The organism is Nonomuraea sp. NPDC003709 (genome assembly GCF_040610775.1).
Taxonomy (GTDB): Bacteria; Actinomycetota; Actinomycetes; order Streptosporangiales; family Streptosporangiaceae; genus Nonomuraea; species Nonomuraea angiospora_A.
Genome location: NZ_JBEXMW010000003.1, coordinates 1 through 21,769, shown reverse-complemented (window position 1 = coordinate 21,769; position 21,769 = coordinate 1). Strand labels below are relative to the sequence as shown.

Annotated in this window: 26 protein-coding genes and 3 pseudogenes; 16 read left to right on the top strand and 13 right to left on the bottom strand. The window is 65.7% G+C overall.

What is annotated here, in order from left to right; all coding sequences use genetic code 11:
- Positions 1-50 precede the first annotated feature (50 nt).
- The 4 genes from ABZX61_RS08715 to ABZX61_RS08700 form a co-directional block, all read right to left on the bottom strand.
- The gene (locus ABZX61_RS08715) at positions 51-1,295 is read right to left on the bottom strand and encodes a GNAT family N-acetyltransferase (protein WP_355192778.1); all 1,245 of its coding nucleotides are present in this window, start codon (positions 1,293-1,295) and stop codon (positions 51-53) included.
- Positions 1,296-1,307: 12 nt separating this feature from the next.
- Positions 1,308-1,643 (bottom strand): metalloregulator ArsR/SmtB family transcription factor, encoded by a 336-nt coding sequence (locus ABZX61_RS08710; RefSeq protein WP_355192776.1) that lies wholly within the window; start codon positions 1,641-1,643, stop codon positions 1,308-1,310.
- A gap of 455 nt (positions 1,644-2,098) precedes the next feature.
- Positions 2,099-2,296 (bottom strand): hypothetical protein, encoded by a 198-nt coding sequence (locus ABZX61_RS08705; RefSeq protein ID WP_355192774.1) that lies wholly within the window; start codon positions 2,294-2,296, stop codon positions 2,099-2,101.
- Positions 2,297-2,426: 130 nt separating this feature from the next.
- Positions 2,427-2,789: a metalloregulator ArsR/SmtB family transcription factor gene (locus ABZX61_RS08700; protein WP_355192772.1), complete on the bottom strand. Its 363-nt coding sequence runs from the start codon at positions 2,787-2,789 to the stop codon at positions 2,427-2,429.
- A 374-nt stretch (positions 2,790-3,163) separates the two neighbouring features.
- On the opposite strand from ABZX61_RS08700, the gene ABZX61_RS08695 reads away from it, so the two are divergent.
- The 13 genes and pseudogenes from ABZX61_RS08695 to ABZX61_RS08635 all read left to right on the top strand — a co-directional run bounded on the left by ABZX61_RS08695 (position 3,164) and on the right by ABZX61_RS08635 (position 11,712).
- Positions 3,164-4,162 carry a PstS family phosphate ABC transporter substrate-binding protein gene (locus tag ABZX61_RS08695; RefSeq protein WP_355192770.1) on the top strand — a complete coding sequence of 333 codons (999 nt, stop codon included), beginning with the start codon at positions 3,164-3,166 and terminating at the stop codon, positions 4,160-4,162.
- Positions 4,163-4,164: 2 nt separating this feature from the next.
- The gene (gene pstC / locus ABZX61_RS08690) at positions 4,165-5,106 is read left to right on the top strand and encodes a phosphate ABC transporter permease subunit PstC (RefSeq protein WP_355192768.1); all 942 of its coding nucleotides are present in this window, start codon (positions 4,165-4,167) and stop codon (positions 5,104-5,106) included.
- A complete protein-coding gene (pstA, locus tag ABZX61_RS08685; RefSeq protein WP_355192766.1) occupies positions 5,103-6,002 on the top strand; it encodes a phosphate ABC transporter permease PstA in 900 nt (299 codons plus the stop codon). Before pstC ends, pstA begins: the two co-directional genes overlap by 4 nt.
- Before the next feature lie 9 nt (positions 6,003-6,011).
- On the top strand, positions 6,012-6,848 hold the full coding sequence (gene pstB / locus ABZX61_RS08680) for a phosphate ABC transporter ATP-binding protein PstB (RefSeq protein WP_355192764.1): 837 nt from the start codon (positions 6,012-6,014) through the stop codon (positions 6,846-6,848).
- Positions 6,849-6,870: 22 nt separating this feature from the next.
- Positions 6,871-7,602, top strand: coding sequence for a response regulator transcription factor (locus ABZX61_RS08675; protein WP_355192762.1), 732 nt, complete (start codon positions 6,871-6,873; stop codon positions 7,600-7,602).
- Positions 7,603-7,850: 248 nt separating this feature from the next.
- Positions 7,851-8,225 carry a metalloregulator ArsR/SmtB family transcription factor gene (locus ABZX61_RS08670; protein WP_355192760.1) on the top strand — a complete coding sequence of 125 codons (375 nt, stop codon included), beginning with the start codon at positions 7,851-7,853 and terminating at the stop codon, positions 8,223-8,225.
- Positions 8,222-8,458 (top strand): hypothetical protein, encoded by a 237-nt coding sequence (locus ABZX61_RS08665; protein WP_355192758.1) that lies wholly within the window; start codon positions 8,222-8,224, stop codon positions 8,456-8,458. The genes ABZX61_RS08670 and ABZX61_RS08665 overlap by 4 nt, the downstream gene beginning before the upstream one ends.
- 118 nt (positions 8,459-8,576) lie before the next feature.
- Entirely contained in the window at positions 8,577-8,975 is a 399-nt protein-coding gene (locus tag ABZX61_RS08660) for a hypothetical protein (protein WP_355192756.1), read from the top strand.
- A gap of 27 nt (positions 8,976-9,002) precedes the next feature.
- Positions 9,003-9,113 (top strand): annotated as a pseudogene (locus ABZX61_RS08655) (helix-turn-helix domain-containing protein); the annotation flags it as partial.
- A gap of 284 nt (positions 9,114-9,397) precedes the next feature.
- Entirely contained in the window at positions 9,398-10,051 is a 654-nt protein-coding gene (locus ABZX61_RS08650) for an arsenate reductase ArsC (RefSeq protein WP_355192754.1), read from the top strand.
- Positions 10,052-10,166: 115 nt separating this feature from the next.
- A complete protein-coding gene (locus tag ABZX61_RS08645) occupies positions 10,167-10,640 on the top strand; it encodes a three-helix bundle dimerization domain-containing protein (protein ID WP_355192752.1) in 474 nt (157 codons plus the stop codon).
- Entirely contained in the window at positions 10,616-10,885 is a 270-nt protein-coding gene (locus ABZX61_RS08640; RefSeq protein WP_355194071.1) for a hypothetical protein, read from the top strand. The genes ABZX61_RS08645 and ABZX61_RS08640 overlap by 25 nt, the downstream gene beginning before the upstream one ends.
- Positions 10,886-11,067: 182 nt before the next feature.
- A complete protein-coding gene (locus ABZX61_RS08635) occupies positions 11,068-11,712 on the top strand; it encodes a methyltransferase domain-containing protein (RefSeq protein ID WP_355192750.1) in 645 nt (214 codons plus the stop codon).
- A 96-nt stretch (positions 11,713-11,808) separates the two neighbouring features.
- On the opposite strand, the pseudogene ABZX61_RS08630 reads toward ABZX61_RS08635, so the two are convergent.
- Positions 11,809-12,102: pseudogene (locus ABZX61_RS08630) on the bottom strand (transposase); the annotation flags it as partial.
- A 159-nt stretch (positions 12,103-12,261) separates the two neighbouring features.
- The gene (locus ABZX61_RS08625; protein ID WP_355192748.1) at positions 12,262-12,942 is read right to left on the bottom strand and encodes a TetR/AcrR family transcriptional regulator C-terminal domain-containing protein; all 681 of its coding nucleotides are present in this window, start codon (positions 12,940-12,942) and stop codon (positions 12,262-12,264) included.
- A 108-nt stretch (positions 12,943-13,050) separates the two neighbouring features.
- On the opposite strand from ABZX61_RS08625, the gene ABZX61_RS08620 reads away from it, so the two are divergent.
- A complete protein-coding gene (locus ABZX61_RS08620) occupies positions 13,051-13,758 on the top strand; it encodes a DUF4386 domain-containing protein (RefSeq protein WP_355192746.1) in 708 nt (235 codons plus the stop codon).
- On the opposite strand, the pseudogene ABZX61_RS08615 reads toward ABZX61_RS08620, so the two are convergent.
- The 7 genes and pseudogenes from ABZX61_RS08615 to ABZX61_RS08585 form a co-directional block, all read right to left on the bottom strand.
- A pseudogene (locus ABZX61_RS08615) lies at positions 13,755-14,779 on the bottom strand (IS5 family transposase). The gene ABZX61_RS08620 and the pseudogene ABZX61_RS08615 overlap by 4 nt on opposite strands.
- A 119-nt stretch (positions 14,780-14,898) precedes the next feature.
- A complete protein-coding gene (locus tag ABZX61_RS08610; RefSeq protein ID WP_355192744.1) occupies positions 14,899-16,185 on the bottom strand; it encodes an alkaline phosphatase in 1,287 nt (428 codons plus the stop codon).
- 148 nt (positions 16,186-16,333) lie between these two features.
- Positions 16,334-17,686 (bottom strand): FAD-dependent oxidoreductase, encoded by a 1,353-nt coding sequence (locus ABZX61_RS08605; RefSeq protein ID WP_355192742.1) that lies wholly within the window; start codon positions 17,684-17,686, stop codon positions 16,334-16,336.
- 26 nt (positions 17,687-17,712) lie between these two features.
- Complete coding sequence (locus ABZX61_RS08600; RefSeq protein WP_355192740.1) at positions 17,713-18,114, bottom strand: arsenate reductase ArsC; 402 nt, start codon at positions 18,112-18,114, stop codon at positions 17,713-17,715.
- Entirely contained in the window at positions 18,104-18,358 is a 255-nt protein-coding gene (locus ABZX61_RS08595) for a DUF2180 family protein (RefSeq protein ID WP_355192738.1), read from the bottom strand. Before ABZX61_RS08595 ends, ABZX61_RS08600 begins: the two co-directional genes overlap by 11 nt.
- Positions 18,355-19,455, bottom strand: coding sequence for an ACR3 family arsenite efflux transporter (gene arsB, locus ABZX61_RS08590; protein ID WP_355192736.1), 1,101 nt, complete (start codon positions 19,453-19,455; stop codon positions 18,355-18,357). The genes ABZX61_RS08595 and arsB overlap by 4 nt, the downstream gene beginning before the upstream one ends.
- Positions 19,456-19,481: 26 nt before the next feature.
- Positions 19,482-19,823, bottom strand: coding sequence for a metalloregulator ArsR/SmtB family transcription factor (locus ABZX61_RS08585; RefSeq protein ID WP_355192735.1), 342 nt, complete (start codon positions 19,821-19,823; stop codon positions 19,482-19,484).
- A gap of 357 nt (positions 19,824-20,180) precedes the next feature.
- On the opposite strand from ABZX61_RS08585, the gene ABZX61_RS08580 reads away from it, so the two are divergent.
- Complete coding sequence (locus tag ABZX61_RS08580) at positions 20,181-20,561, top strand: hypothetical protein (RefSeq protein WP_355192733.1); 381 nt, start codon at positions 20,181-20,183, stop codon at positions 20,559-20,561.
- A gap of 171 nt (positions 20,562-20,732) precedes the next feature.
- Positions 20,733-20,939, top strand: a complete 207-nt coding sequence (locus tag ABZX61_RS08575) for a hypothetical protein (RefSeq protein WP_355192731.1) — start codon at positions 20,733-20,735, stop codon at positions 20,937-20,939.
- The last annotated feature ends 830 nt before the right edge of the window (positions 20,940-21,769 follow it).

Genomic DNA, 21,769 nt, shown 5'->3' with positions numbered 1-21,769 from the left:
AGCAGGGGCCGGCCCGCGTGGGCGGGAAGGCCGCGGAGTCGTGGAGGCACCTACCTAGACCGGCCGCCACCGCCGACCGCCGAGCTCCGGCGCTCCACCATCAGCACGTCCCGCCAGACGCCGTGATGGCAGCCGATGCACTCACGCGTGCCCAACACACGGAAGCCGACCGCCTGATGCAGGGCCAGGCTCGCGGTGTTCTCACCGAAGATGCCGGACTGGATCGTCCACACCCCGGCGTCCTCGCTCGCCGAGATGAACGCCTCCAGCAGCGCCCGTCCGACGCCCTGCGCCTGGCAACCAGGGTGAACGTAGACACTGTGCTCCACCACACCCGCGTACACCGGCCGCGCCGACACCTGTGAAGCAGCCACCCAGCCCAGCACCTGACCGGTCGCGGTATCGGCGGCCACATAGCGCAGGTGCGGCAGCTTACCGGCGGCGAATCCTTCCCAGCTCGGCGCCGTCGTCTCGAAGCTGGCCTGCCCGGTGTCCAGGCCCGCCTGGTAGATGGCCAGCACCTGCTCGGCGTCAGCTGGGCGCATTGGCCGGATCTCCATTCCCGGTCCGGCCGTGGGTCTGACGGCCTGGACGGTCGCCGAGTGGACACCATCGCCGTGGCTGGCGGTCAACGTGATGCGGATGCCCACGAACCCGGTCGCCGCCAGCAGTCCGCGGTACTCGCTCGCCGGCAGCGCCCCGGCCACGCACCCGATCCGCTGCTCGGCAGCCAGGCGACGGGCCGGGTCAACGTCGCCGTCGACCACCACGTCGCTCACCCCGAACCGACCACCCGGCCGCAACACCCGGAACGCCTCCGCGAGCACCGCCGCCTTGTCGTCGGACAGGTTGATCACACAGTTGGAGATGACCACGTCCACCGACCGATCCGGCAGCGGCACCCCTTCGATTCCGCCCTGCAGGAACTCGACGTTGGCCACCCCCGCTTGCTCGGCGTTGCGGCGAGCCAGCGCCAGCATGTCCGAACTGGCGTCCAGCCCGTACGCCTTGCCGGACGGACCGACCCGCCGAGCCGACAGCAGCACGTCGATGCCGCCACCTGAGCCGAGATCGAGCACGGTTTCGCCCGGACACAGGTCGGCAACCGCAACGGGGTTGCCGCAGCCCAGGCTGGCCCGCACCGCGCCGTAGGGCAGGGCGCTGGTGTCGTCATAGCTGGCGGCGCCGAAACAGCCCTCCTCGAAGGCATCCGGCCCGCAGTCGGCGACGATCCGGCCGTCGGCCGTGGCCCGGGCTAGAGCAGAGTAGTGGTCGATGATCTCGTCATTGGTCATGACGACGCTCCTTCACTCACAGGTGGGCGCGCCTGGGGCGGGGTTGCCCATGACCACGTCGGCGGCGGTCGGGAAGCAGCTCACGCAGTTCTCGTTGATCCGGTACAGGCTGGAGGTGCCCTGCTTGTCGACCAGTACGAACCGCACCTCGGCCAGGATCTTCAGGTGATGTGAGACGGTGGACTGCCCCACACCAGAGGCTGTCACGATCTCGCCGACACTCATCGGCTTCCGCTGCCGGGCTAGCAGCGCCACGATCTGGATCCGCGTGGCATCGGCCAGGGCCTTGAACCAGCTCGCGTACTCCTCGGCCTCCGCCCTCGGCAGAGGTCCCTTCTCTTTGTTCATCGTTAATCGACGATAGTCGATTTAGCTTCGCAGGGGAATCCTCCGACTGCATAACCTGTGTTCTTCGGAACTTGCCACTTCACATGAGAACCAGTGTCAGCTGGTCAGGCGATCGCACCTGGCGAACCGTTGCATCCTGGATGAGCATCTCGTCGACCGGCCGATCATGACCATCGGCCCGTGCCTGCTCGGAAATCACTATGCCAACGAGACGAATCGCGTGCCGGGCGTGTGAGGCAGTCTGAAGAACCGTAGGTCACACAAGACCCACATGGTGGCCGCGTTGTTCGAGATCGGCGGCGCTTGGCTGGTCTGGCAAGGCGTGCGCGAAACAGCGCGACCTGATCTGAGGAGAGGCGCTCAGGCGCCGGCAGGGACGCGGGTCAGGCTGGTGAACAGATCCTGACCGTCTTGGGTGGCTCGATAGAAGGCCCACGCGCCGCGTTGGTCCGATTTCAGGAGACCCGCTTCCCGCAGTTCCTGAAGGTGCTGGTCGACGGTGGCTTCGTCAAGGCGGAAAGCTCTGGCTTGACGTCACACGCGCATGCTTCGCCGTCGGCGCGAGACAGCACGATGCTCAGGATGCGCAGCCGCACCGGATCGGCGACGGCCTTGAGACGCCGGGCCAGCTCGGCGGCTGCGGCGTTGGGCATGGGTGGGGCTGGTCTTGGGCCGACGCAGTCGTCGGTCGCCACCAGAGGCGGCAACTCCCCATACATAGACACGGATCTATATTTACGAACGTGGCGTTCTTTGTCCAGCGACTGCCTGCGCACGTCAAGCTCAGGGAATCAGGCCGCGCAGGACCGCAAGTTTCTCGGGCACGATCGTGAACCACGCCCACTTTCCGCGCTTCTCTCGGGAGAGCAATCCGGCATCAACAAGAATCTTGAGATGGTGACTGACGGTCGGCTGCGTGAGCCCCAGTGGTGCGGTGAGATCGCAAACGCAGGCTTCTCCGGTCGGACTGCCGCTGATCATGCTCAGCAGTTGCAGCCGGGTGGGATCCGCGACTGCTTTGAGTGCTCCGGCAAGTTGTTCCGCCTGCGCCCGTTCTAGCGGTTCCGCGATCAGCGAGACAGGCGGACAGTCATCATCGTGGCCGGGAACGTTAGGGGAAGCTGCCGTGATCTCATCCTGATACACCCGTCAAGTCTACAAACGGACGGCCGGCATCGATTGTTGAGTGTGCACCCTTCAAGGGCTCGCTCGATGGCGGTAGTCATGCGTGCCCCAGCGGTGCCGGACGCCCTGACTGTGACGTCGCTGCGCGATCTCCTCACCGAGGCGCCCCTGGTCAGGAGCCTGTTCATGACTCTTTGGCGGGTCGCGGTCGTTCCGGTGCGCCCGGGATAGCGCGTCGCAACGGCATGGACTGGACGCAGGACGCATAGAGGGTGGTCGATGAATTTATTGCCCGATCAGACCCTGTTTGCCAACTGTTCACATAGGCGAGCTTCTATGCATGGGTGACGGGAGCCTGGTCGGGGCCGGGCCTGATTCGAGGAAAAGGAAAGATCGTGAACGATCGAGTGCGGACGGCGCGTGCCTTGCTTGCGGTGGCGGTGTGCGCTGTCGCGCTGGCGGCCTGCGGCGGCAACAACCAGAACGCCGGCACCACGGATGCCGCGACGACTGGCGGAGCTGACACGGCAGCCAAGGAGCTGGCCGGCGATGTGAAGGTCGATGGCTCCAGCACGGTCGCGCCTTTGACGACGGCGGCGGCGGAGCTGTTCCAGGAGCAGCAGGCCAAGGTGCGGGTCACGGTCGGCACCTCGGGCACAGGTGGAGGTTTCGAGAAGTTCTGCGCCGGTGAGACCGACATCTCCGACGCGTCCCGGCCGATCAAGGACGAGGAGAAGACGGCCTGCCAGGGCAAGGGCATCACCTACGAGGAGTTCACCGTCGCCAACGACGCCCTGACGGTCGTGGTGAACAAGGACAACACCTGGGTGAACTGCCTGACGGTCGACCAGCTGAAGAAGATGTGGGAGCCCGGCTCGAAGGTCAACAACTGGAACCAGGTCGACCCCAAGTTCCCCAACGAGCCGCTTAAGCTGTTCGGTGCCGGCACCGACTCGGGCACCTTCGATTACTTCACCGGCGAGATCAACGGTGAAGAGGGCAAGAGTCGTACCGACTACAGCCCCAGCGAGGACGACAACGTGACCGTCCAGGGTGTGGCCGGGTCCAAGGGCGGGCTGGGCTACTTCGGCTTCTCCTACTTCGAGGAGAACACCGACAAGCTCAAGGCCCTCCAGATCGACGGCGGCAACGGCTGCGTCGCGCCGAGCGTGCAGGCGGCCCAGGACGGGTCGTACAAGCCGCTGTCGCGGCCGCTGTTCATCTACCCGAAGGCCGCATCTCTCAAGCGGCCTGAGGTGCTCGCCTTCGTCGAGTACTACGTGGCCAACCACAAGCAGATCTCCGAGGACGCCAAGTTCATCCCGCTGAACCCGCAGCAGGAGACCGAGCTCAAGGCTGACCTGGACAAGCTGAAGGCCACGGCCGGCGGATGAGTATGACCGGCACCGCGTCCTCCCCTACCAGCCCGAAGGGGCTGTTGGGGAGGGCGCGCTCGCGCTATGGGGAACGCGTCGTCCAAGTCGTCCTGGTCGCCGCCGCTCTGGTGTCGGTGGCCACGACCGCGGGCATCGTGATCTCGCTGGTGCCGCCGACCCTCGAGTTCTTCGAGGCGGTCAGCGTCAGCGAGTTCTTCACCACGACTGACTGGGCGCCGCTGTTCGAGCCTCCGGCTTACGGTGTGCTGCCGTTGGTGAGCGCTACGTTCCTTATCACGATCATCGCCATTGTGGTGGCGATCCCCCTCGGGCTGGGCGCGGCGCTGTACCTGAGCGAGTACGCACACACCCGTACCCGCAAGATCTTCAAGCCGATCCTGGAGGTCCTGGCGGGCGTGCCGACCGTGGTGTACGGCTTCTTCGCCCTGCGGTTCGTCACCCCCACGCTCCAGGCCTACCTGCCTGCCAGCCTGCAGCCCGACATCTTCAACGCGATCTCGGCCGGCCTGGTCATGGGCGTCATGATCGTCCCGACGGTGGCGTCGCTGTCGGAGGACGCCATGTCGGCCGTGCCGCGAGGTCTACGGGATGGGGCCTACGCTCTGGGGTCGTCCACTCGCCTGGTCGCCGTCCGGGTCGTGCTTCCCGCGGCGTTGTCGGGTGTCGTGGCCTCGTTCGTGCTGGCCATTTCCCGCGCCATCGGCGAGACGATGATCGTGGCCATCGCCTCGGGCAACAAGCCGGCGTTGTCGTTCAACCCGCTGGACGCCATGCAGACGATGACCGGGTTCATCGCCCAGGCGGGCTCGGGTGACCTGCCGACCGCCTCGCTCGATTACAAGACCATCTTCGCTGTCGGCGCCCTGCTGTTCCTCATCACTTTCGCGATGAACTTCATCAGCGCTCGGCTGGTCCGCCGGTTCCGGGAGGTGTACGAATGACCGCCCCCACCAGCACTCTGCCCGGGGAGCGCAAGCTCCTGCTCTCGCGGCAGCGCGTCCCGTGGGCCGACATCATCTTCAAGATGCTGCTGCGGCTGTGCCTGGCCATCGCGGTGGCGTTCCTGGTGACGCTCTTGGTCTATGTCGTTTACAAGGGCTGGTCGCGCCTGGATCCCCGGTTGTGGGAGAACTTCCCGTCGATCCGGCGGCCGGAACGGGCGGGCGCGAGATCCGCGTTGTTCGGCAGCCTGTGGGTGATCGGTCTGACAGCGGTGATCTGCCTGCCGATCGGCATTCTCGGCGCGATCTATCTGGAGGAGTACGCCAAGCCCGACCGCTGGTACAACCGGATGATCGAGCTGAACATCGCCAACCTGGCCGCGATCCCGTCCATCGTGTATGGCATCCTCGGCCTGGGCGTCATCGCCCGCGGCTTCGGCTTCGGCACCACCATCCTGACCGCGTCCATGACGCTGTCGCTGCTTGTACTGCCCATCGTGATCATCGCCTCACGTGAGGCGATCCGCGCCGTCCCGAACTCGATCAGGAACGCCTCCTACGGTCTGGGTGCCACCAAGTGGCAGACCGTCTGGCGCCAGGTGCTGCCCTCGGCGATCCCCGGCATGGCGACCGGCTCCATCCTGGCCCTGTCCAGGGCGGCCGGCGAGGCCGCGCCGCTGCTGCTGCTCGGCGGCCTGACCTACGTCGCCTACGTCCCGGACGGGATCCTGAGCGGGTACACGGTTCTGCCGATCCAGATCTATGGCTGGATCAGCCAGTCCCGCGAGGAGTTCCACGACCTGTCCTCAGCGGCGATCGTGCTGCTGCTGGTAGTGATCATCGCGATGAACTCCATCGCCATCTTCGTCCGTAATCGCTCGCAGAAGCGGTGGTGAAACACATCCATGAGCTCTGACATCACAGTGAAAGTCACCAACAGCAAGGACATCGACATCGCCGAGGTGCTCGACCCGGTCTTCACGCTGGAGGACCTGTCGGTTTTCTACGGTGACTACGAGGCCGTACGCGGTGTGAACATGCGTATCGCGCCGCGGGAGATCACCGCGTTGATCGGCCCGTCCGGCTGTGGCAAGAGCACCGTGCTGCGCTGCCTGAACCGGATGAACGATCTCATCCTCGGCGCCCGGATCGGCGGAAAGATCAGCTTCTACAGTGAGGACCTGTACGGCGAGCATGTCGACCCGATCGAGGTGCGGCGCCGGATCGGCATGGTCTTCCAGAAGCCCAACCCGTTCCCCAAGTCGATCTACGACAACATCGCCTACGGCCCGCGCATCAACGGCCAGCGCAAGGGCCTGGACGACGTGGTTGAGGAAGCCCTGCACGGGGCGGCCCTGTGGGACGAGGTCAAGGACAAGCTCAAGCAGAACGCTCTTGCACTGTCCGGCGGCCAGCAGCAACGTCTCTGTATCGCCCGCGCCATCGCGGTCAAGCCCGATGTGATCCTGATGGACGAGCCCTGTTCCGCGCTGGACCCGATCGCCACCACCAAGATCGAGGACCTCATGCAGGTGCTGGCGCGCGATTACACGATCGTGATCGTCACCCACAACATGCAGCAGGCGGCCCGTGTGTCGGAGCGCACGGCCTTCTTCACCGCGGAGGTGGACGAGAAGGGGGTACGGCACGGCCGCCTCGTCGAGTTCGACAACACCGCGCGGATCTTCAGCAACCCCGCCGACAAGCGTACCGAGGGTTACATCACCGGGCGCTTTGGCTGAGCAGAAGGGGAGCCGAGCAGACATGAGCCGCGCGACAGCCGCCGTCTCGCTGCCCGCTCAGTGCGGCAGCGAGGAGGCCCCCAGGACCGGCCCCGTCCTGTTGGTCGCCGACCCGCAAGCCGAGCTGGGCGGCCTGGCCCAGCACGGCGTCACCGTCGTGCAGTGCAACGACGGCATGGAGGCGTTGCTGCGCATCGGTGCCGAGCGTCCGGACATCCTGCTGCTGGGCCCGGATCTGCCTGGCATCGACGCGGTGACGCTCATCGCCACGTTGCGTCGGCAGATGGACCTGCGGATCATTTTCGGCGCAGGGGCCGAAGACGCCGAGGTCGCCATGCGGGCGCTGCAAGCGGGTGCGACGGCGTGCGTGGCCAGGCCGTACCGTATCCCGGAATTGCTGCCCATCATTCAGGTCACGGCCAGCTCGGACATGCTGCTGCGTGTGGGCGAGGTCGAGCTGGATGAGCTGGCACATGTGGTCAAGGTGTCAGGACAGCCGATACACGTCCCGCTCCGTGAGTTCGAGTTGCTCGCATATCTGATGCGAAATGCCGGTCGTGTGGTCACTCGCAGCGAGATCAGCCGAAAGGTGTGGCATAGCAGCGTCGCTCCGCCCAACAACACCATCGCGGTGCACATCAAGCGCCTGCGCCGCCGGATCGGCGACGACGAGAAGAACCCGACGCTCATCCACACCGTTCGCGGCGTCGGCTACCGGCTCGCGCTGATCGAAGATCCGGCCGAGGAGAAGTGAGGGCCTCCTCCTCGGCCGGAGGCTCTGGGCGAACCAGACGAGAGGGCGATTGCGCTGCCTGCCCGTCTCGCCGGCCTTCATGACCTCGCGTTTGAACCTGCCGGGCTTTGCTTCGTCGGCGTCCCGCTCAAGGCGTCACGCTCAGCCCGGATCCACCGCGTGATTACGCAGACGCAGCGTCGGCTCTCCAGTCCTGCCTCCCGCGCTGGACACAGCGGGTGCGGATACCCAAAAATAGATGAGTGTCTATGGATCCGGAGGCGCGGCCCGCCCTGCCTGCTGTCGATGCCTGTTCAGGCTCGGTGCCTGGTCCGCCGCTGCCTCCGCAGTTGGCCGTCGACCTGGCGGGGCGATTGGGGTCGCTGGCCGACCCGGCGCGGCTACGGTTGGTGAGCATCCTGCTTTCGCATGAGCAAGGTGGAGCGGATGTGTACGAACTCAGCGACGCCTTGGATCTGACCGAACCGACGCTCAGTCATCACCTCAAGGTGCTGCGTGACGCCGGGTTGGTCGACTGCGAAAGAACCGACGTTCGCGCCTTCTACAAGGTCGCTCCGGTCGGCTCGGACCTGTTTCCGCGTCTCCTGCGTCTCCTTGCCGACCTACCAGAGGTCGCGCCATGAGCCTTCCGCCCCTGACGCACCGCTGTCGAAGCTGGGCCGCAGGCATCATCGCCACGCCACGGGAAGCGGGCGGCCTGGTGGTCGTGGTGGCCACGCCGCTCGATGCGATCGCCTGGAACATCATCACGCGGCGCTTCGGCTTGCCTGCTGCTTCTCCCGTGCCAGCCCTGCGCGATCTTGGCCTGCACCGACACAACAACTACGGCAAACCGCGGCAGGCGATAGGGGGGTGACGACAATGCCCACCTTGGTGGCTGCGGACCCCGAGGACGAGCTGAGCGATCTGTCCGGTTGCGGCTTCATGGTCGTCCACGCCAGTGGCGGTCTGGAAGCCTTGCTGGGATCGGCGCCATGCACCCCGAGATTGTGCTGCTCAGCGCGCAGTTGCCCGACATCGACGCGGTGACACTGATCACCGCCCTGCGTCGCATGCTCACTGTGCCGATCATCGTTGGCATCGGCCCTAGTGACGCCGAGATCACCGTCCACGCCTTGCAGGCCGGCGCGACAGCCTGCGTGGCCAGGCCGTACCGTAACGACGAACTGCTGCGGTTGATCACCTCATTGTCTCGCAGCGGCGCCCCGGAGCCGTTGCGCGTGGGTGACGTCGAGTTGGACGAGGCGGCCCACCACGTGCGCGTCTGCGGCAAAGATGTCCACCTGCCGCTACAAGAGTTCAAACTGCTGCGCTATCTGATGGTCAACGCAGGGCGGCTGGTCACCATGGATGCGATCGCCCGCAACGTGTGAAACAGAGAGGACTCTTTCTCGCGCGTCACCATCCTTTCCCACATCAAACGCATCCGGCACAGGATCGGAGACGATGAACGGCATCCGGCGATCATCTGCACCGTCCGCGGACGCGGCTACCGGATGTCCGCTTCATGAGGCGATTGACCACAACCATGTAGCTGGCGCAGTCGTGTACTCAGGACCCGCGCACCATGCCTGGCAAGCGCCGCCAGCGATATTCATACTCTGCCGAGTCAACGCGTGACCAGGGCCTGACGGTCATGCTCGCCATAGCCGCCGCCGTTCTTTGTCCGGGTGGGCGGCGCGGCGTGAGCCGCACGGGTGGAGACTGTTCACCTCCCCTTCCCCTGCTCGTTTACCGGCGATGCCACTATCGGCTTCTATCGAATAGATACTCATCGATGCGATGGGAAGTGCTCATGGCCAACACCTACAAGCGCGACGATCTGACCATTGACCAGCAACTTGCACTGGACGGTGCCGCCGCGCGACTGAGCGATGAATTCACCGGCACGTTCGGCACTGAGACCATCGAACGCTTCCTGCACAGCAGCTATGACCAGTTCGCCGATCGCGCTACCGTGCCGAACTTCCTGCCGCTACTGGCTGAGCGCTTCGCCCGCCAGCGACTCCAGGCCCTGGCGCGCATTGAGGGCAAGGACACCAGTGGCACGCCGATCGTGCTGTTCCTGTGCGTGCACAATGCTGGACGCTCCCAAATGGCACTCGGCCTCTTCACCAAGCTGGCGGGAAGTCACGCGATCGCCTGGTCGGGCGGATCCGAGCCCACCGATCAGATCAATCCCGCCGCGGTCGAGGTGATGCGCGAACGCGGCATCGACATCATGGGCGAGTTCCCCAAACCCTGGACCACCGAGATCGTCCAAGCCGCAGACGTGGTCGTCACCATGGGCTGCGGCGACGCCTGCCCCATCTACCCCGGCAAGCGCTACCTGGATTGGGAACTCGACGACCCGGCGGGCAAGACGGTCGAGGAGATCCGCCCGATCCGCGACGAGATCGAACGCCGCGTACGCACCCTGCTGGTGGAACTCGACGTTCCCATTGCCTGAGAGCGACCCGCGATCTACAGGCGGGAACAGCCCTGCCTACTTGTATCGCATCGACATCCGTCTATATTAAGATGCATAGATAGATGTCTATGTTAAACCTCAAGACGTCGATGGGATGGGCTTGGATGAAGCCTTTCGGGGTGCTCGACCCTGCCGGCCGCGTGCCGCCTTACAGGCGAGCCGTCTTGGGGGCGCGACAATGGAGCTGAGCCGGCCTGACGCCTTGCTACGCAGGATCGCTCAACAATTGCTGCCGCGCTTTCCTGGGATCTTTTCCATCGAGACCGTCGAGCGGTATGTGATCGAGTCATACGAGTCACTCGCTCGCGGCGCCCGCATCCGCCAGCACTTGTTCACCCTCACCCAGCGACTGGCCGAGGAGCGGCTTACCGCACTCGCGCAGAGCCGGGGTGAGATCGGTAAACCGGTGTGTGAGGTGTTGTTCGTCTGTACGCACAACGCCGGGCGGTCTCAGATGGCCGCGGCCTTGATGAGCCATCATGCGGCGGGCCGCGTTCATGTTCGAACGGCAGGCACTCCCCTGCTCATGAGATCGAGCCCGCCGTGGTCGAGGCGCTTGCTCTCATGAAGGTCACGATCGGCGCCGAGTTCCCCAAGCAGCTCACCGATGAAATCGTTCTGGCCGCAGATGTGATCGTCTCCATGGGCTGCGGAGACGCCTGCCCCATCCACCCTGGCAAGCGCTATCTGAACTGGGACTTCTCTGACACACGAGGCAAGTCGCTCGATGAGGTTCACGAGCTGTGCATGATGATCGACCTGATGGTGCGTGACTTGCTCGACGAGTTGATCCCACATCCCGCGAGCCAGTAGCAATGGTGCCTCGTGGGGTTCATACAGTTCGCCTCACACGTGCGAGGAGACCGATGTGGCTCCCGGCAACATCACCGACTCCTGCGCCGACCTGGGAGGGCAGGCGCTAAGAGGACACTGCCTGGCTGCTTGCGGACGCGACGCCTCGCCCAAGGGACGGTCCGGGGCGGCCCGCCGGGGCGATGCCGCCACGCCGCCCATCAGTGCATTGCGAGCCGATCTCGGCTGCGGCGACCCGCTCGCTGTCGTCGGCCTACGCGAGGGGCAGATCATCTTGGAACTGGGCTCCGCGGGCGGCATCAAAGGTGCTCATCGCGGCAGGCCGAGTCGGACCGCTAGGCACGGCCTACGGCCTGGACAGCAATATGGAGATGGTGGAGCTGTCTCGCCGAAACGCCGCCGCGGCAGGAGTAACCAACGCCGAGTTCCTTCACGGCAGCATCGAGGCGATCCCGCTGCCGGACGAAGCGGTGGATGCAGTCATCTCGACGTGTGTGAGCAACACGGCTCATGACAGGCTAGGCGTGCTGCGGGACGCGTTTCGGGTCCTGCGGCCCGGCGGTCATCTGGTCTTGGTCGATGTCGTAACCGCTAGACCGTTGGATGCCACGCAGCGGGCGGCGATTGAGCAGCGCACCATCTGTGTCGCCGGCGCCCTCAGCATTGCCGCCTATCATGCTGCGCTGACCGCTATCGGCTTTGCCGGCGGCGCTATTACCCTGACTGCTCAGCACGGTGACGACGTGAGATCGGCGATCGTCCAAGCGACCAAGCCCAATCTCTCTACCAGTCCCCCCAGCGGATTGCGCCCCGGGAACGTGGGTTAGTACCCGGCCGCGTTCCCACGCGCAAATACAGGCGGGAGCGCCCACGGCGCGGCCCAGGGGATCGCGCACGTTTCCCACCAGGCCCGATGAACCGCGCTAGGGCATGTATTGAGTCGTGATCAATGGGTGGTTTCGGGTGAGGTCCTTGATCCAGATCATTGAGGCCCGCAGGTAGAGGCCGGCGAGGTAGCTGTCCGGGGTCTTGTCGTACCGGGTGGCGATGCCTCGCCAGGCCTTCAGCTTGTTGATCAGCCGCTCGACGGTGTTCCGCTCCTTGTACAGGTCCGCGTCGTGGCTGACGGGCCGACCGCCTCCGGAGCCCTTCTTCTTCCGGTTGGCGGCCTGGTCCTTCTTCTCCGGGATGACCGCCTTGATACCGCGTTCCCGCAGGAGGACGCACGTGCGCCCCCAGGTAGGTCGATTGGGCCGCACTGCTGAGCAGAACACCCACCGGATCGGCGCGCATACCGGCGATCAGCCGCTGCAGGCAGACAATGCCCTTGCCGCACTCCGCACGGCGCGGCACTTCGTCGACCTACTGCTGTCGTACTACCCGCGGAGGCGTTCGAGCCCGTCCAAGAGCAGATCAAGGGTGAACTCGAACTCGACCTGGCTGTCGCACCAACCCAGCGCGGGGTCGGTGACGTCATGGAGCCCGGTTGCCACCATCGCTGCCAGATGCGGCAGGGCTTCGGCCATCGCGGCCAGGTCTGCCTCTGCGACGTCGGCCTCCATACTTCCGCCGGCCGACGCCGGGCTGAAGATCTCCTGCACGAACCCGAGAGGCATACTGCCGAACGCGTGCAGCGCCCGATGCGCGAGGTGGTACGAGAACCCAGCGCCGACCAGCGTGCCCACGATCCCGTCGTAGTATGCGTACACACTGGCCGGGATGATCCGACGTGAGCCCAACAGCCCGGGCACCCACGGGTGACGCAGCATGACTTGACGCGCCGCGAGGAACTGCTGCCGCAGCCGCGTACGCCAGTCTCCGGTCGTGTCGAGGCGGCCGACTGCGTCATGGATCTCCATGATCACGGTCTCAACGACGCCGTCGAGCAGGGCCTCCTTGCTGGGCAGGTAGTAGTAGAGCGACATGGCCTCGACATCGAGATCGGCGGCAAGGCGACGCATCGTCAGCGCCTTGATCCCCTCCGTATCCGCCAGGACGACCGCCGCCGCCAGCACCCGCTCACGGCTGAGCGGCTCCCGAAATGCCTTCACTGCCATCGGTCTCTCCACACTTGTTCCACCTTACCGCGTAAGATACCTTACGCGGTAAGACGGGTGGTCGATTTCGTGATCACTTCCACACCACCACAGCCACAAGGAACGATCATGCATGCGCTGATCCGCACCGCCCGCACGACCGGGCTGCTCTACCTTGGCCTCGCCGTCACAGGTGCACTAGGTTTCCTGCTCATCCGGCCACGACTCTTCACGGTCGACGACCCCGGTGCGACGCTCGCCCACCTTGTCGAGCACGAATCGCTCGCCCGCGCCGGGGTCGCCTTAGAACTGCTCATCGTCGTCACGCAAGCCCTCGCCGCCGCATGGTTCTACCGCCTGTTCCGCAATGCGGAGCCGCTTGCCGCCGGCGGTATCGCCGCCTTCGGCCTCGTCAACGCGGTCGCAATTCTCGCTAGCGCTGCGCTGCTCGCCACGGCGGTCCAAGTCGGGCTCAACCCGGTCGGCGACGCGGCAGCCGCCGTCCAAGTCCTGTACCTGGTCAGCGGCAACCTGTGGGGGGTGGGAGCACTGTTCTTCGGCCTGTGGCTCATCCCCATGGGCTCGTGCGTGCTCCGCTCGGGCTGGATGCCCCGCCCGCTCGGCTGGATTCTCGTCGGCGGTGGCATCGCCTACCTGCTCGGCGCGTTCGTCAGATATCTCGTCCCCGACTCATCGGGCATCGCCGACGCTCTCGCCTTGCCCGCGACCGTTGGCGAGTTCTGGATGGTCGGCTACCTGCTAGTCCGCGGCGTCCGCCGTCACGCACTCGACCAAGCACCGTCGAATGAGCCCACGGCGGCACCAGCGGCGAGTTAGGGCATGGATTGAGTCGTGATCAATGGGTGGTTTCGGGTGAGGTCCTTGATCCAGATCATTGAGGCGCGCAGGTAGAGGCCGGCGAGGTAGCTGTCCGGGTTCTTGTCGTACCGGGTGGCGATGCCTCGCCAGGCCTTCAGCTTGTTGATCAGCCGCTCGACGGTGTTCCGCTCCTTGTACAGGTCCGCGTCGTGGCTGACGGGCCGACCGCCTCTGGAGCCCTTCTTCTTCCGGTTGGCGGCCTGGTCCTTCTTCTCCGGGATGACCGCCTTGATACCGCGTTCCCGCAGGTGGGCACGGTTACCGCGAGACGAGTAGGCCTTGTCGGCGGCGACCGCGTCCGGCCGGGTGCGAGGGCGGCCGACAGGCCCGCGGACCCGTACCCGCCCCAACACGGGGACGAACTGCGGGCTGTCCGCGGCCTGGCCCGCGGTCAGGACGAACGCCAGCGGGCGGCACTTCCGGTCGGCGGCCAGGTGGACCTTGCTGGTCTGCCCTCCCCCGGAGCGTCCAATGAGGGCGGCCTTCAGCCGGAGATTCCGCCGGCGCCGGATGCGCCGCCGCTGTTCCCGCTCGGGATCGTCTTCGGTGTCCTGGCCGGTCGGTTCGCCGACGCCGCCCCTTTTGACCTGGTCTTCTCCTGCTCGGCGGCCTTCTCCAGAGCGGCGACGACGTCCTGGTCCAGGCACATCCCGGCGGCGTCGTGGTGGGCCCGGGCGGTGGTGGAGTCGATACTGACCAGGGACAGGTCCACCTCACCCCGCAGCCCGGCTTCCGCGATCAAGCCCTCCAGCAGGGCCTCGAAGACGCCGGCGTCACGCCACTGCCGGAAACGGTTGTGGACAGTGGACCAGGCACCGAACTCCTGCGGCATCTCCCGCCACTGCCCACCCGTCTTGAACCGCCAGATCACGCCCTCGAACTGCTGCCGCAGCCGCTCGGGGTAGGGGCCGTACTCGCCGATTGGCCGGTACGGCCCGATGAACTCCCACTCCGCATCCGTCAGTTGCACTCGCGTCACGCAGCAAGATCTACCGGTCCAAGCCCCGACGCGAAGGCGAATCCCACAGATTGATCACGACTCAATACGCGCCCTAGCCCCGCCGCGGGCCGAGAGCGCGGCGGGGCGAGCGTTGCCGCTCAGCGGCGAGTGAGGATCTGGGAGAGCACCTCGTGCACGTGGGTGTTCGGGTGCTTGCCGGTGAACTGCTCAGCCAGCGGCCCCTCGGCCGTGACGGGAACGTCGACGCCGGTGTGCCCGCTGGTGGTCCAGTCCATGACGAACTGCAGGTTGCTGCCCTTGACGGGGAACGGTCCGTCCTCGGTCGAGGGCGCGCTGCCGCTCTCGTCACTGGAGGACGTGTCCTCCACGGTCAGGCCGCCGCACTCGTGGTCGCCGGTGATGACGAGCAGGGTGTCGGGGTGAGTGGCCACGTAGGCGCGGGCGACCTTGACGGCGTTCTCCAGCGCCTGCATCGTCTGGAGCACGCGAGTGCCGTTGTTGTCGTGGGCGAACTCGTCGATGCCCTCTTCCTCCACCAGCAGGAAGAAGCCCTTCTTGTTGGTGGAGAGGGTGTCCAGCGCCTTCTTGGTCATGGTGGCCAGGTCCACCGCCGGGGAGTAGATGTCCCCCTCGCCTTCGGCTCGCTGCTGGAACAACTCCTCGTTGCTGAACAGGCCGAGGAGCTTGCCGCGCTTGGCCGCGGCCAGTTCCTGGGCGCTGGAGACGTACTGGTAGCCGTTGGTCTTGGCCTGCTCGATGAGGTTGCCCTTGGTGCCCTTGCTGGCCTCAGTGGGATCCTCGGCGGGCTTGTCCGGCCAGGCGCCAGGAGTGCCCGCAGGCAGCCACCAGTCCTCGCCACCACCCAGGATGACGTCCGGCTTGCTCACGTCCAGGTACTGACGGGCGATCTCGTCCTGCGCCGAGCGGTTGGCGGTCTGGGCGAAGAAAGCTGCGGGGCTGGCGTCGGTGACCTGCGCGGTGGTGACCAGGCCAGTGGCCTTGCCGGCCTGCTTGGCCTGCTGTCCAAGGATGGGCAGCGGATTGCCGTTGACGTCCACGCTGATGGCGCCGTTGTAGGTCTTGACGCCGGTGGCCCATGCCGTGGCCGCTGCTGCCGAGTCCGTGATGGCGGTCTTGGGGTCGCGCGGGCTGGTGGTCAGCTGCCCGGAGACGGGAAGTCGGTCCATGTTGAGCTGGCCTTCGAGCCCGGCCAGGTACAGGCGGGCAGCCTCACGGTGGGCGGCAGCCATCCCGTCGCCGTTGATGAAGATCACGCTGGTGGCCCGGCCACGGCCGTAGTCGCGATCGGTGCCCGTGGCCGCGTCGGCGGACACGATGGGGTTGAACGCCGCGACCGCGAGGGTCGCGGCCAGCGCGGCGGTCGCCGGTGCAATCAGGCGCCGGCGCTTGGGTGAGGAGTGCATTTACGCCCCTATGCAGAGACCAATCAAGCAGAACAGGACATATGGGATCCTTTAGGTATCGACAGACATCTATTTGTCGCGTGGGCGACCATTTGATGAACAGAGTCTGATGCGTCGATGTCGCACTTCAGGCGGCTACGGGAGGCGGCTAGGCTCGCGCCAGCCAGTGGCGAGCCGTCTGCTGCAGCGCGTCCCAGGGACTTCCAAGAGGCGGGGTGTAAGCCAGGTCCAGGTCGAGGATCTCGCTGACGGTAATGCCGTGGTGAATGCCGGTCGCCAGGATATCCACTCGCTTCGCGATCTCGGCGCCGCGCCGTCCGATCAACTGGCCACCCAGCAGCCGGCCCGTCCGGCGGTCGCCAGTCAGCCGCACGTGGATCGGGGTGGCGCCAGGGTAGTACGCCTTGTGGTCGTCAGCGGTGGCCTGCACCGTCAGCGTTGACAGGCCCGCCTGGGCAGCCTCCGCGTCACGCAGCCCGGTGGCGGCCGCTACCACGTCGAAGACCTTGACCACTTGGGTGCCGAGCACGCCCGCGAAGGTGCGGTGGCGGCCGGCGGCGTTCTCACCCGCGACGCGCCCCTGCTTGTGCGCGGTGGTGCCGAGCGGAATGTAGGTCGGCTGGTCCAGCAGACGGTGATGGGTGTGCACGCAATCGCCCGCCGCGTACACGTCCGGCAGGTTGGTTCGCATCCTGCGGTCAACGGCGAGGGCGCCACCCGCTCCGGTGTGTGCCCCGGCCGAGATGGCCAGTTCGGTATCCGGCTGCACGCCGGTGACCACCAGGACCAGGTCGCCACTGTGCTGCTTACCGTCTTTGCCCGTCACCACCAGGCCGCCACCATCATGGCGGGTGATGGAGGCCACTGTGACGCCGCAATGCACCGCGACACCGTTACGATCCAGTTCGGCGGCCAGATGCGCGGCCTGTTCGGCGTCCAGGGAACGGGCCATCACCTGGTCGAACCGCTCCAGCACGGTCACCAGCAGGCCGCGGGCGGTCAGCGCCTCGGCCATCTCCAGCCCGATGTAGCCCGCACCGATGACGATGGCCGATCGCATCCCGGGCTGTTCCAGCGACGCGATCAGTCGGGCCGTGTCGTCCATGGTGTGCAGCTCATGAACTCCGTCGTCGGGGCCGAGGGCCTCCAGCCCGGCGATCGGCGGGCGTTGGGGGCGGGCTCCGGTCGCTACGACCAGCCGGTCGTAGCTGAGGCGCTGTCCGGAGGCGGTGGTGACGTTGTGTGCCGCCGGGTCGATCGCCACGGCCCGCTCGCCGAGCCGTAGCTGGAGGCCGGCCGCCTTGAGCTCGTCGGCGTCGCGGTGGGCCAGGTTACGCGCCTGCGGCACTTCGCCGGAGACGTGGTAGGGGATGCCACAGATGGAGTAGTTCGGGTAGTGGTCGGCCACCAGCAGGCTCACCTCGATGGCATCGTCCACGGCGCGAGCGCCCAGTCCGGCCTCGATCCCCGCGTCGCTACCGCCGATGATCAGCAGGCGCATGTTTGTTGCTCGTTCCTTTTTCGTGTTCAGCCGGTGAGCTCGCCGATGAGCTTGTCGATCCGGGCGCGGATCTGGTCGCGGATCACCCGGACCGCCTCGATGCCCTGGCCCGCCGGGTCGTCGAGCTTCCAGTCCTCGTACCGCTTGCCAGGGAAGATCGGGCAAGCATCCCCACAGCCCATGGTGATGACCACGTCGGAGGCCTCGACCGCGTCGACGGTGAGGATCTTGGGCTGTTCGGCGGTGATGTCGATGCCGACCTCGCCCATAGCCTCGACGGCGGCCGGATTGACCTGGTCGGCGGGAGCCGATCCGGCCGAGCGGACCTCGATCGTGTCTCCGGCCAGATGCGACAGCCGGCCCGCGGCCATCTGGGACCGTCCGGCGTTGTGGACGCAGACGAACAACACGCTTGGCTTATCGGCCATGGGGGAGTCTCCCTTGATGCGTTGACGCCACGCCTGCGGCCTGACGGGCGGCGGCGCAGGTCATGCAGGTAAGCAGCCGTGCCGGTGGCTCCACCTGAACCACCCGATTGAGCGGTACGACCGTCGTGCGATGCACGACCTCAATGTACGCATGCTCCAGGCACATCGCGGCGCCGCAGTCGACGCAGACCCCCACGGCGAGAACGTCCAGATGTTGACCGGTGAGACAGTCAAGGCAGTTCATCGGGACACCTCAGCGGAGCCGAAGAAGCGCCGGGCCCACAGGGAGACGTAGACCAAGGCGACCAGCACGGGCACCTCGATGAGGGGACCGACGACGCCCGCCAACGCCTGGCCGGAGGTGACGCCGAAGACGCCCACCGCCACTGCGATGGCCAACTCGAAGTTGTTGCCAGCGGCGGTGAAGGCCAGCGTGGTGGTCCGTTCGTACGACATTCCGATCGCGCGGCCGGCCAGGAATGAGCCACCCCACATCAGCCCGAAGTAGGCCAGCAGTGGCAGTGCGATACGGGCCACGTCCAAAGGCCGTTCACTGATCGTGTGCCCTTGCAGGGCGAAGAGGATGACGATGGTGAACAGCAGCCCGTACAGCGCCAGCGGCCCCACCCTGGGCAGGAATCGGCCCTCATACCAGTCGCGGCCCTTGGTGCGCTCGCCCCACGTACGCGACAGGTAGCCGGCCAGCAGCGGGATGCCTAGGAAGATCAGCACGTACTGGGCGATGTCCCACATCGACACCTCCAGAGCCGCCTGCGACAGGCCAAGCCAGCCCGGCAGCACCTGTAGGTAGAACCAACCCAGCACGCCGAACGCGACCACCTGGAAGATCGAGTTGATCGCGACCATCACGGCTGCCGATTCACGATCGCCGCAGGCCAGGTCATTCCAGATGAGCACCATGGCGATGCAGCGGGCCAGCCCGACGATGATCAGACCGGTGCGGTACTCGGGCAGGTCCGGCAGGAAGATCCAGGCGAGCGCGAACATCAGCGCCGGGCCGACGATCCAGTTCAGCAGCAGCGACGACAGCAACATCCGACGGTCGCCGGTGACGGTGCCCAAGCGGTCGTAGCGCACCTTGGCCAGCACCGGGTACATCATCAGCAGCAGTCCGAGCGCGATCGGCAGCGAGATCTCGCCGACCTTCACCGCTTCCAAGGCGGTGTTCAGGCCCGGTACGAAGCGGCCCAGGAGCAGCCCAGCGACCATTGCCGCACCGATCCACACCGGCAGGAACCGATCCAAGACCGACAACTGGCCGACAACAGCCATGGTGACGTCCTGCGTGGGCGCCTGGGTGCGGGCAGCGTTCGAAGACATCTGTTTCTTTCCGGGTAGAGCGGCCGTCAGACCGTTGCGGGGATGTTCAGCAGGGCCGACAGTTGGGCCAGGCTCTCGGGGACCAGCCGGTAGTAGACCCAGGAGCCGCGCCGCTCATAGGTGAGCAGGCCGACATCCTTGAGCACCTTGAGGTGATGGCTGATCGTGGGCTGGGTCAGGTCGAAGGCGTCGGCGATGTCGCACACACAAGCCTCCCCACCCTGCCGGGCGCCCACGATCGACAGGATGCGCAGCCGGACCGGATCACCCAACGCCTTGAAGACGCGAGCGACCTCGGAAGCCTTGTCGACATCCAGCTCTTCGCGCACCAACCGCGGGCTGCACCCCAGGATCTGTAGCGGCTCCACGTGACCCCCGTATAGACGTTCGTCGAAGTGACAACTCATATTTACACACGTCTATGTATGCACGTCAATCGGCCCTACGGGGTGCTGCCCCTCTCTGGCCAGCCACCAGGTGGCTCTGACGTCTTCCGGATCCTGGCGGACACGGCAGCCAACGAGGCAGCCCCGAGCAGCACACCCGCATGTGGCCCAGGAGCGCGGGACCGCGCGTCGCATGCCTGTAGAGGCAAACACGCGGTTTGAACCATTTGACGCGGTTCGCCGACCGGAACGATGCAGGTCAATCATTGATCTCTACTTGACGTAGTCATTCAATTACCTAAAGTAATCCTCCTGGAGCTGTAAAGGATGGAGGATGCAATGGCATCACGAGCAAGTGGATCGATCGCGCTACTCGTCAGTGGACTGATCCTGAGCGTCGCCGTACCGGCATCGGCTCAGGCGTCGGGTTGGCGAGACGGCTACGCCGACGGCAGCGTGACCGTCCCGGCCGACCGATCGTCGATCAGAGTGTGCGACGGCAAGGACGACAGCCACGTCTACAAGGCGGTCTGGCATAACGACAATCCCATCGACGCCAGGAAAGCCTTCGAAGTACGGGCGCCCCAGGGTAGCTGCGCTACGGACGACTCCTTCTGGGGATCGGTCAAGGTCTTCAAGCTCTGTTATGGGCACCTCGGTACCAACAGGCTGGTCGTCTGGGATGGCTGCAAGGCGTCAGTGTGGCCAGGCGGTCACTAGGTCGACACCCCTCTTGACGCGCCACGTCCTCTGGCCTCGCACAGCATTGAGGCCGGAGGGCGTGGTTCTCTCCCGACTCCTCTTCGCGGCCTCACTGAGGGACTATAGCCAGACGTAACAGTTAAATTACTTACCGTAGTTGCTGGCTTCTGTGGATCTATGGTTGAGGCCATGACGCCGTGGACCTACGTTCAGGCCTTCCTGGATGTGCGTATTCAACGTGCCCGCAACGCGCCAAGTCGGGGCGCATCAGCGGTTGAATGGGTGATCATCACTGCCGTCATCGCCGGGGTCGCGATGGCCCTCGCTCTGCTGATCAAGAGCCTCGTTGGGCAGGAAATGGGCAATCTGGAGAAAGCCTTCAACACCCAACGATAAGCCTCGCAAAGTGTGGCTTCCCGACGCAGACGCCTGGCGGGTCGGGAAGCCCGCCTGGGTATGGTGAACCGCCCCGACTTTGATGGAGACCTTGGTGTGCCCTGGGTTCGCGTCGCTACCCAAGCGGTGGATGGCCGAGCAGGTCTAGGGCACCCTGATGCTGCACCGCCGGCTGGCTCGCGACTACGAGACACGACCCGCCAGTTCGGAGTCGATAATCTACTGGTCGATGACGGACAACATGGTTCGCCGCCTGGCCGGGACGGCCACGTCGACCTGGCGCGATCCCGTCCCGGTGGCGACGTAGCAGAGCCGGGGGACGCCGATGCATGAGTTCCTCGAGCGCCTGGCCGAGCGGGAGGCCGCCTCCCAGGCCGAAGTCGACCGGCTGCGCGAGCAGATCACCGGGCTGACACACCGGCTGAACGCTGCCGAGCAGGTCTAAAGTCCCGAACACCTGCGCTGAAGAGTTGCACGGTTCTTGCGACATCCACCGGTGCGCGCGATCTCTCTGCATGGTGATGCTGGGAAGGCGCTACGAAAGACGAGGCCGCCATTCAACCGAGGTCGCCGGCGAGGCCGGCCTTCTTGATGAGTCGGCCCCAGCGAGCAGATCGGTCGAAGGCTTGGGCTATGGCCCTCCCTGAGGGCAAGTTTCCGTCCTGTCTCCGGTTGGCCTGGGCCCATTGCCATGCCGATTGGTGGAGATCTCGGATACGGTCTCGCGGCGAACTGCGGTCACGTCCACGGACGTGGTGTATGAATCGATCTTCGCGTGATCCTGTTTCTGCAGGTTAAGCGGTGAGTGTCTGCGGGAGTGGGTTCTGGGC

Excerpts from the sequence above, each read along its gene's own strand:
- ABZX61_RS08705 (WP_355192774.1), bottom strand. The coding sequence starts at position 2,296 with ATGCCCAACGCCGCAGCCGCCGAGCTGGCCCGGCGTCTCAAGGCCGTC.
- ABZX61_RS08670 (WP_355192760.1), top strand. The coding sequence starts at position 7,851 with ATGGATCCGGAGGCGCGGCCCGCCCTGCCTGCTGTCGATGCCTGTTCA.
- ABZX61_RS08710 (WP_355192776.1), bottom strand. The coding sequence starts at position 1,643 with ATGAACAAAGAGAAGGGACCTCTGCCGAGGGCGGAGGCCGAGGAGTAC.
- ABZX61_RS08580 (WP_355192733.1), top strand. The coding sequence starts at position 20,181 with ATGGCATCACGAGCAAGTGGATCGATCGCGCTACTCGTCAGTGGACTG.
- ABZX61_RS08595 (WP_355192738.1), bottom strand. The coding sequence starts at position 18,358 with ATGAACTGCCTTGACTGTCTCACCGGTCAACATCTGGACGTTCTCGCC.
- ABZX61_RS08635 (WP_355192750.1), top strand. The coding sequence starts at position 11,068 with ATGCCGCCACGCCGCCCATCAGTGCATTGCGAGCCGATCTCGGCTGCG.
- ABZX61_RS08575 (WP_355192731.1), top strand. The coding sequence starts at position 20,733 with ATGACGCCGTGGACCTACGTTCAGGCCTTCCTGGATGTGCGTATTCAA.
- ABZX61_RS08665 (WP_355192758.1), top strand. The coding sequence starts at position 8,222 with ATGAGCCTTCCGCCCCTGACGCACCGCTGTCGAAGCTGGGCCGCAGGC.
- ABZX61_RS08620 (WP_355192746.1), top strand. The coding sequence starts at position 13,051 with ATGCATGCGCTGATCCGCACCGCCCGCACGACCGGGCTGCTCTACCTT.
- ABZX61_RS08650 (WP_355192754.1), top strand. The coding sequence starts at position 9,398 with ATGGCCAACACCTACAAGCGCGACGATCTGACCATTGACCAGCAACTT.
- pstA (WP_355192766.1), top strand. The coding sequence starts at position 5,103 with ATGACCGCCCCCACCAGCACTCTGCCCGGGGAGCGCAAGCTCCTGCTC.
- pstC (WP_355192768.1), top strand. The coding sequence starts at position 4,165 with ATGACCGGCACCGCGTCCTCCCCTACCAGCCCGAAGGGGCTGTTGGGG.
- ABZX61_RS08610 (WP_355192744.1), bottom strand. The coding sequence starts at position 16,185 with ATGCACTCCTCACCCAAGCGCCGGCGCCTGATTGCACCGGCGACCGCC.
- pstB (WP_355192764.1), top strand. The coding sequence starts at position 6,012 with ATGAGCTCTGACATCACAGTGAAAGTCACCAACAGCAAGGACATCGAC.
- ABZX61_RS08660 (WP_355192756.1), top strand. The coding sequence starts at position 8,577 with ATGCACCCCGAGATTGTGCTGCTCAGCGCGCAGTTGCCCGACATCGAC.
- ABZX61_RS08625 (WP_355192748.1), bottom strand. The coding sequence starts at position 12,942 with ATGGCAGTGAAGGCATTTCGGGAGCCGCTCAGCCGTGAGCGGGTGCTG.
- ABZX61_RS08675 (WP_355192762.1), top strand. The coding sequence starts at position 6,871 with ATGAGCCGCGCGACAGCCGCCGTCTCGCTGCCCGCTCAGTGCGGCAGC.
- ABZX61_RS08715 (WP_355192778.1), bottom strand. The coding sequence starts at position 1,295 with ATGACCAATGACGAGATCATCGACCACTACTCTGCTCTAGCCCGGGCC.
- arsB (WP_355192736.1), bottom strand. The coding sequence starts at position 19,455 with ATGTCTTCGAACGCTGCCCGCACCCAGGCGCCCACGCAGGACGTCACC.
- ABZX61_RS08645 (WP_355192752.1), top strand. The coding sequence starts at position 10,167 with ATGGGCTTGGATGAAGCCTTTCGGGGTGCTCGACCCTGCCGGCCGCGT.
- ABZX61_RS08605 (WP_355192742.1), bottom strand. The coding sequence starts at position 17,686 with ATGCGCCTGCTGATCATCGGCGGTAGCGACGCGGGGATCGAGGCCGGA.
- ABZX61_RS08600 (WP_355192740.1), bottom strand. The coding sequence starts at position 18,114 with ATGGCCGATAAGCCAAGCGTGTTGTTCGTCTGCGTCCACAACGCCGGA.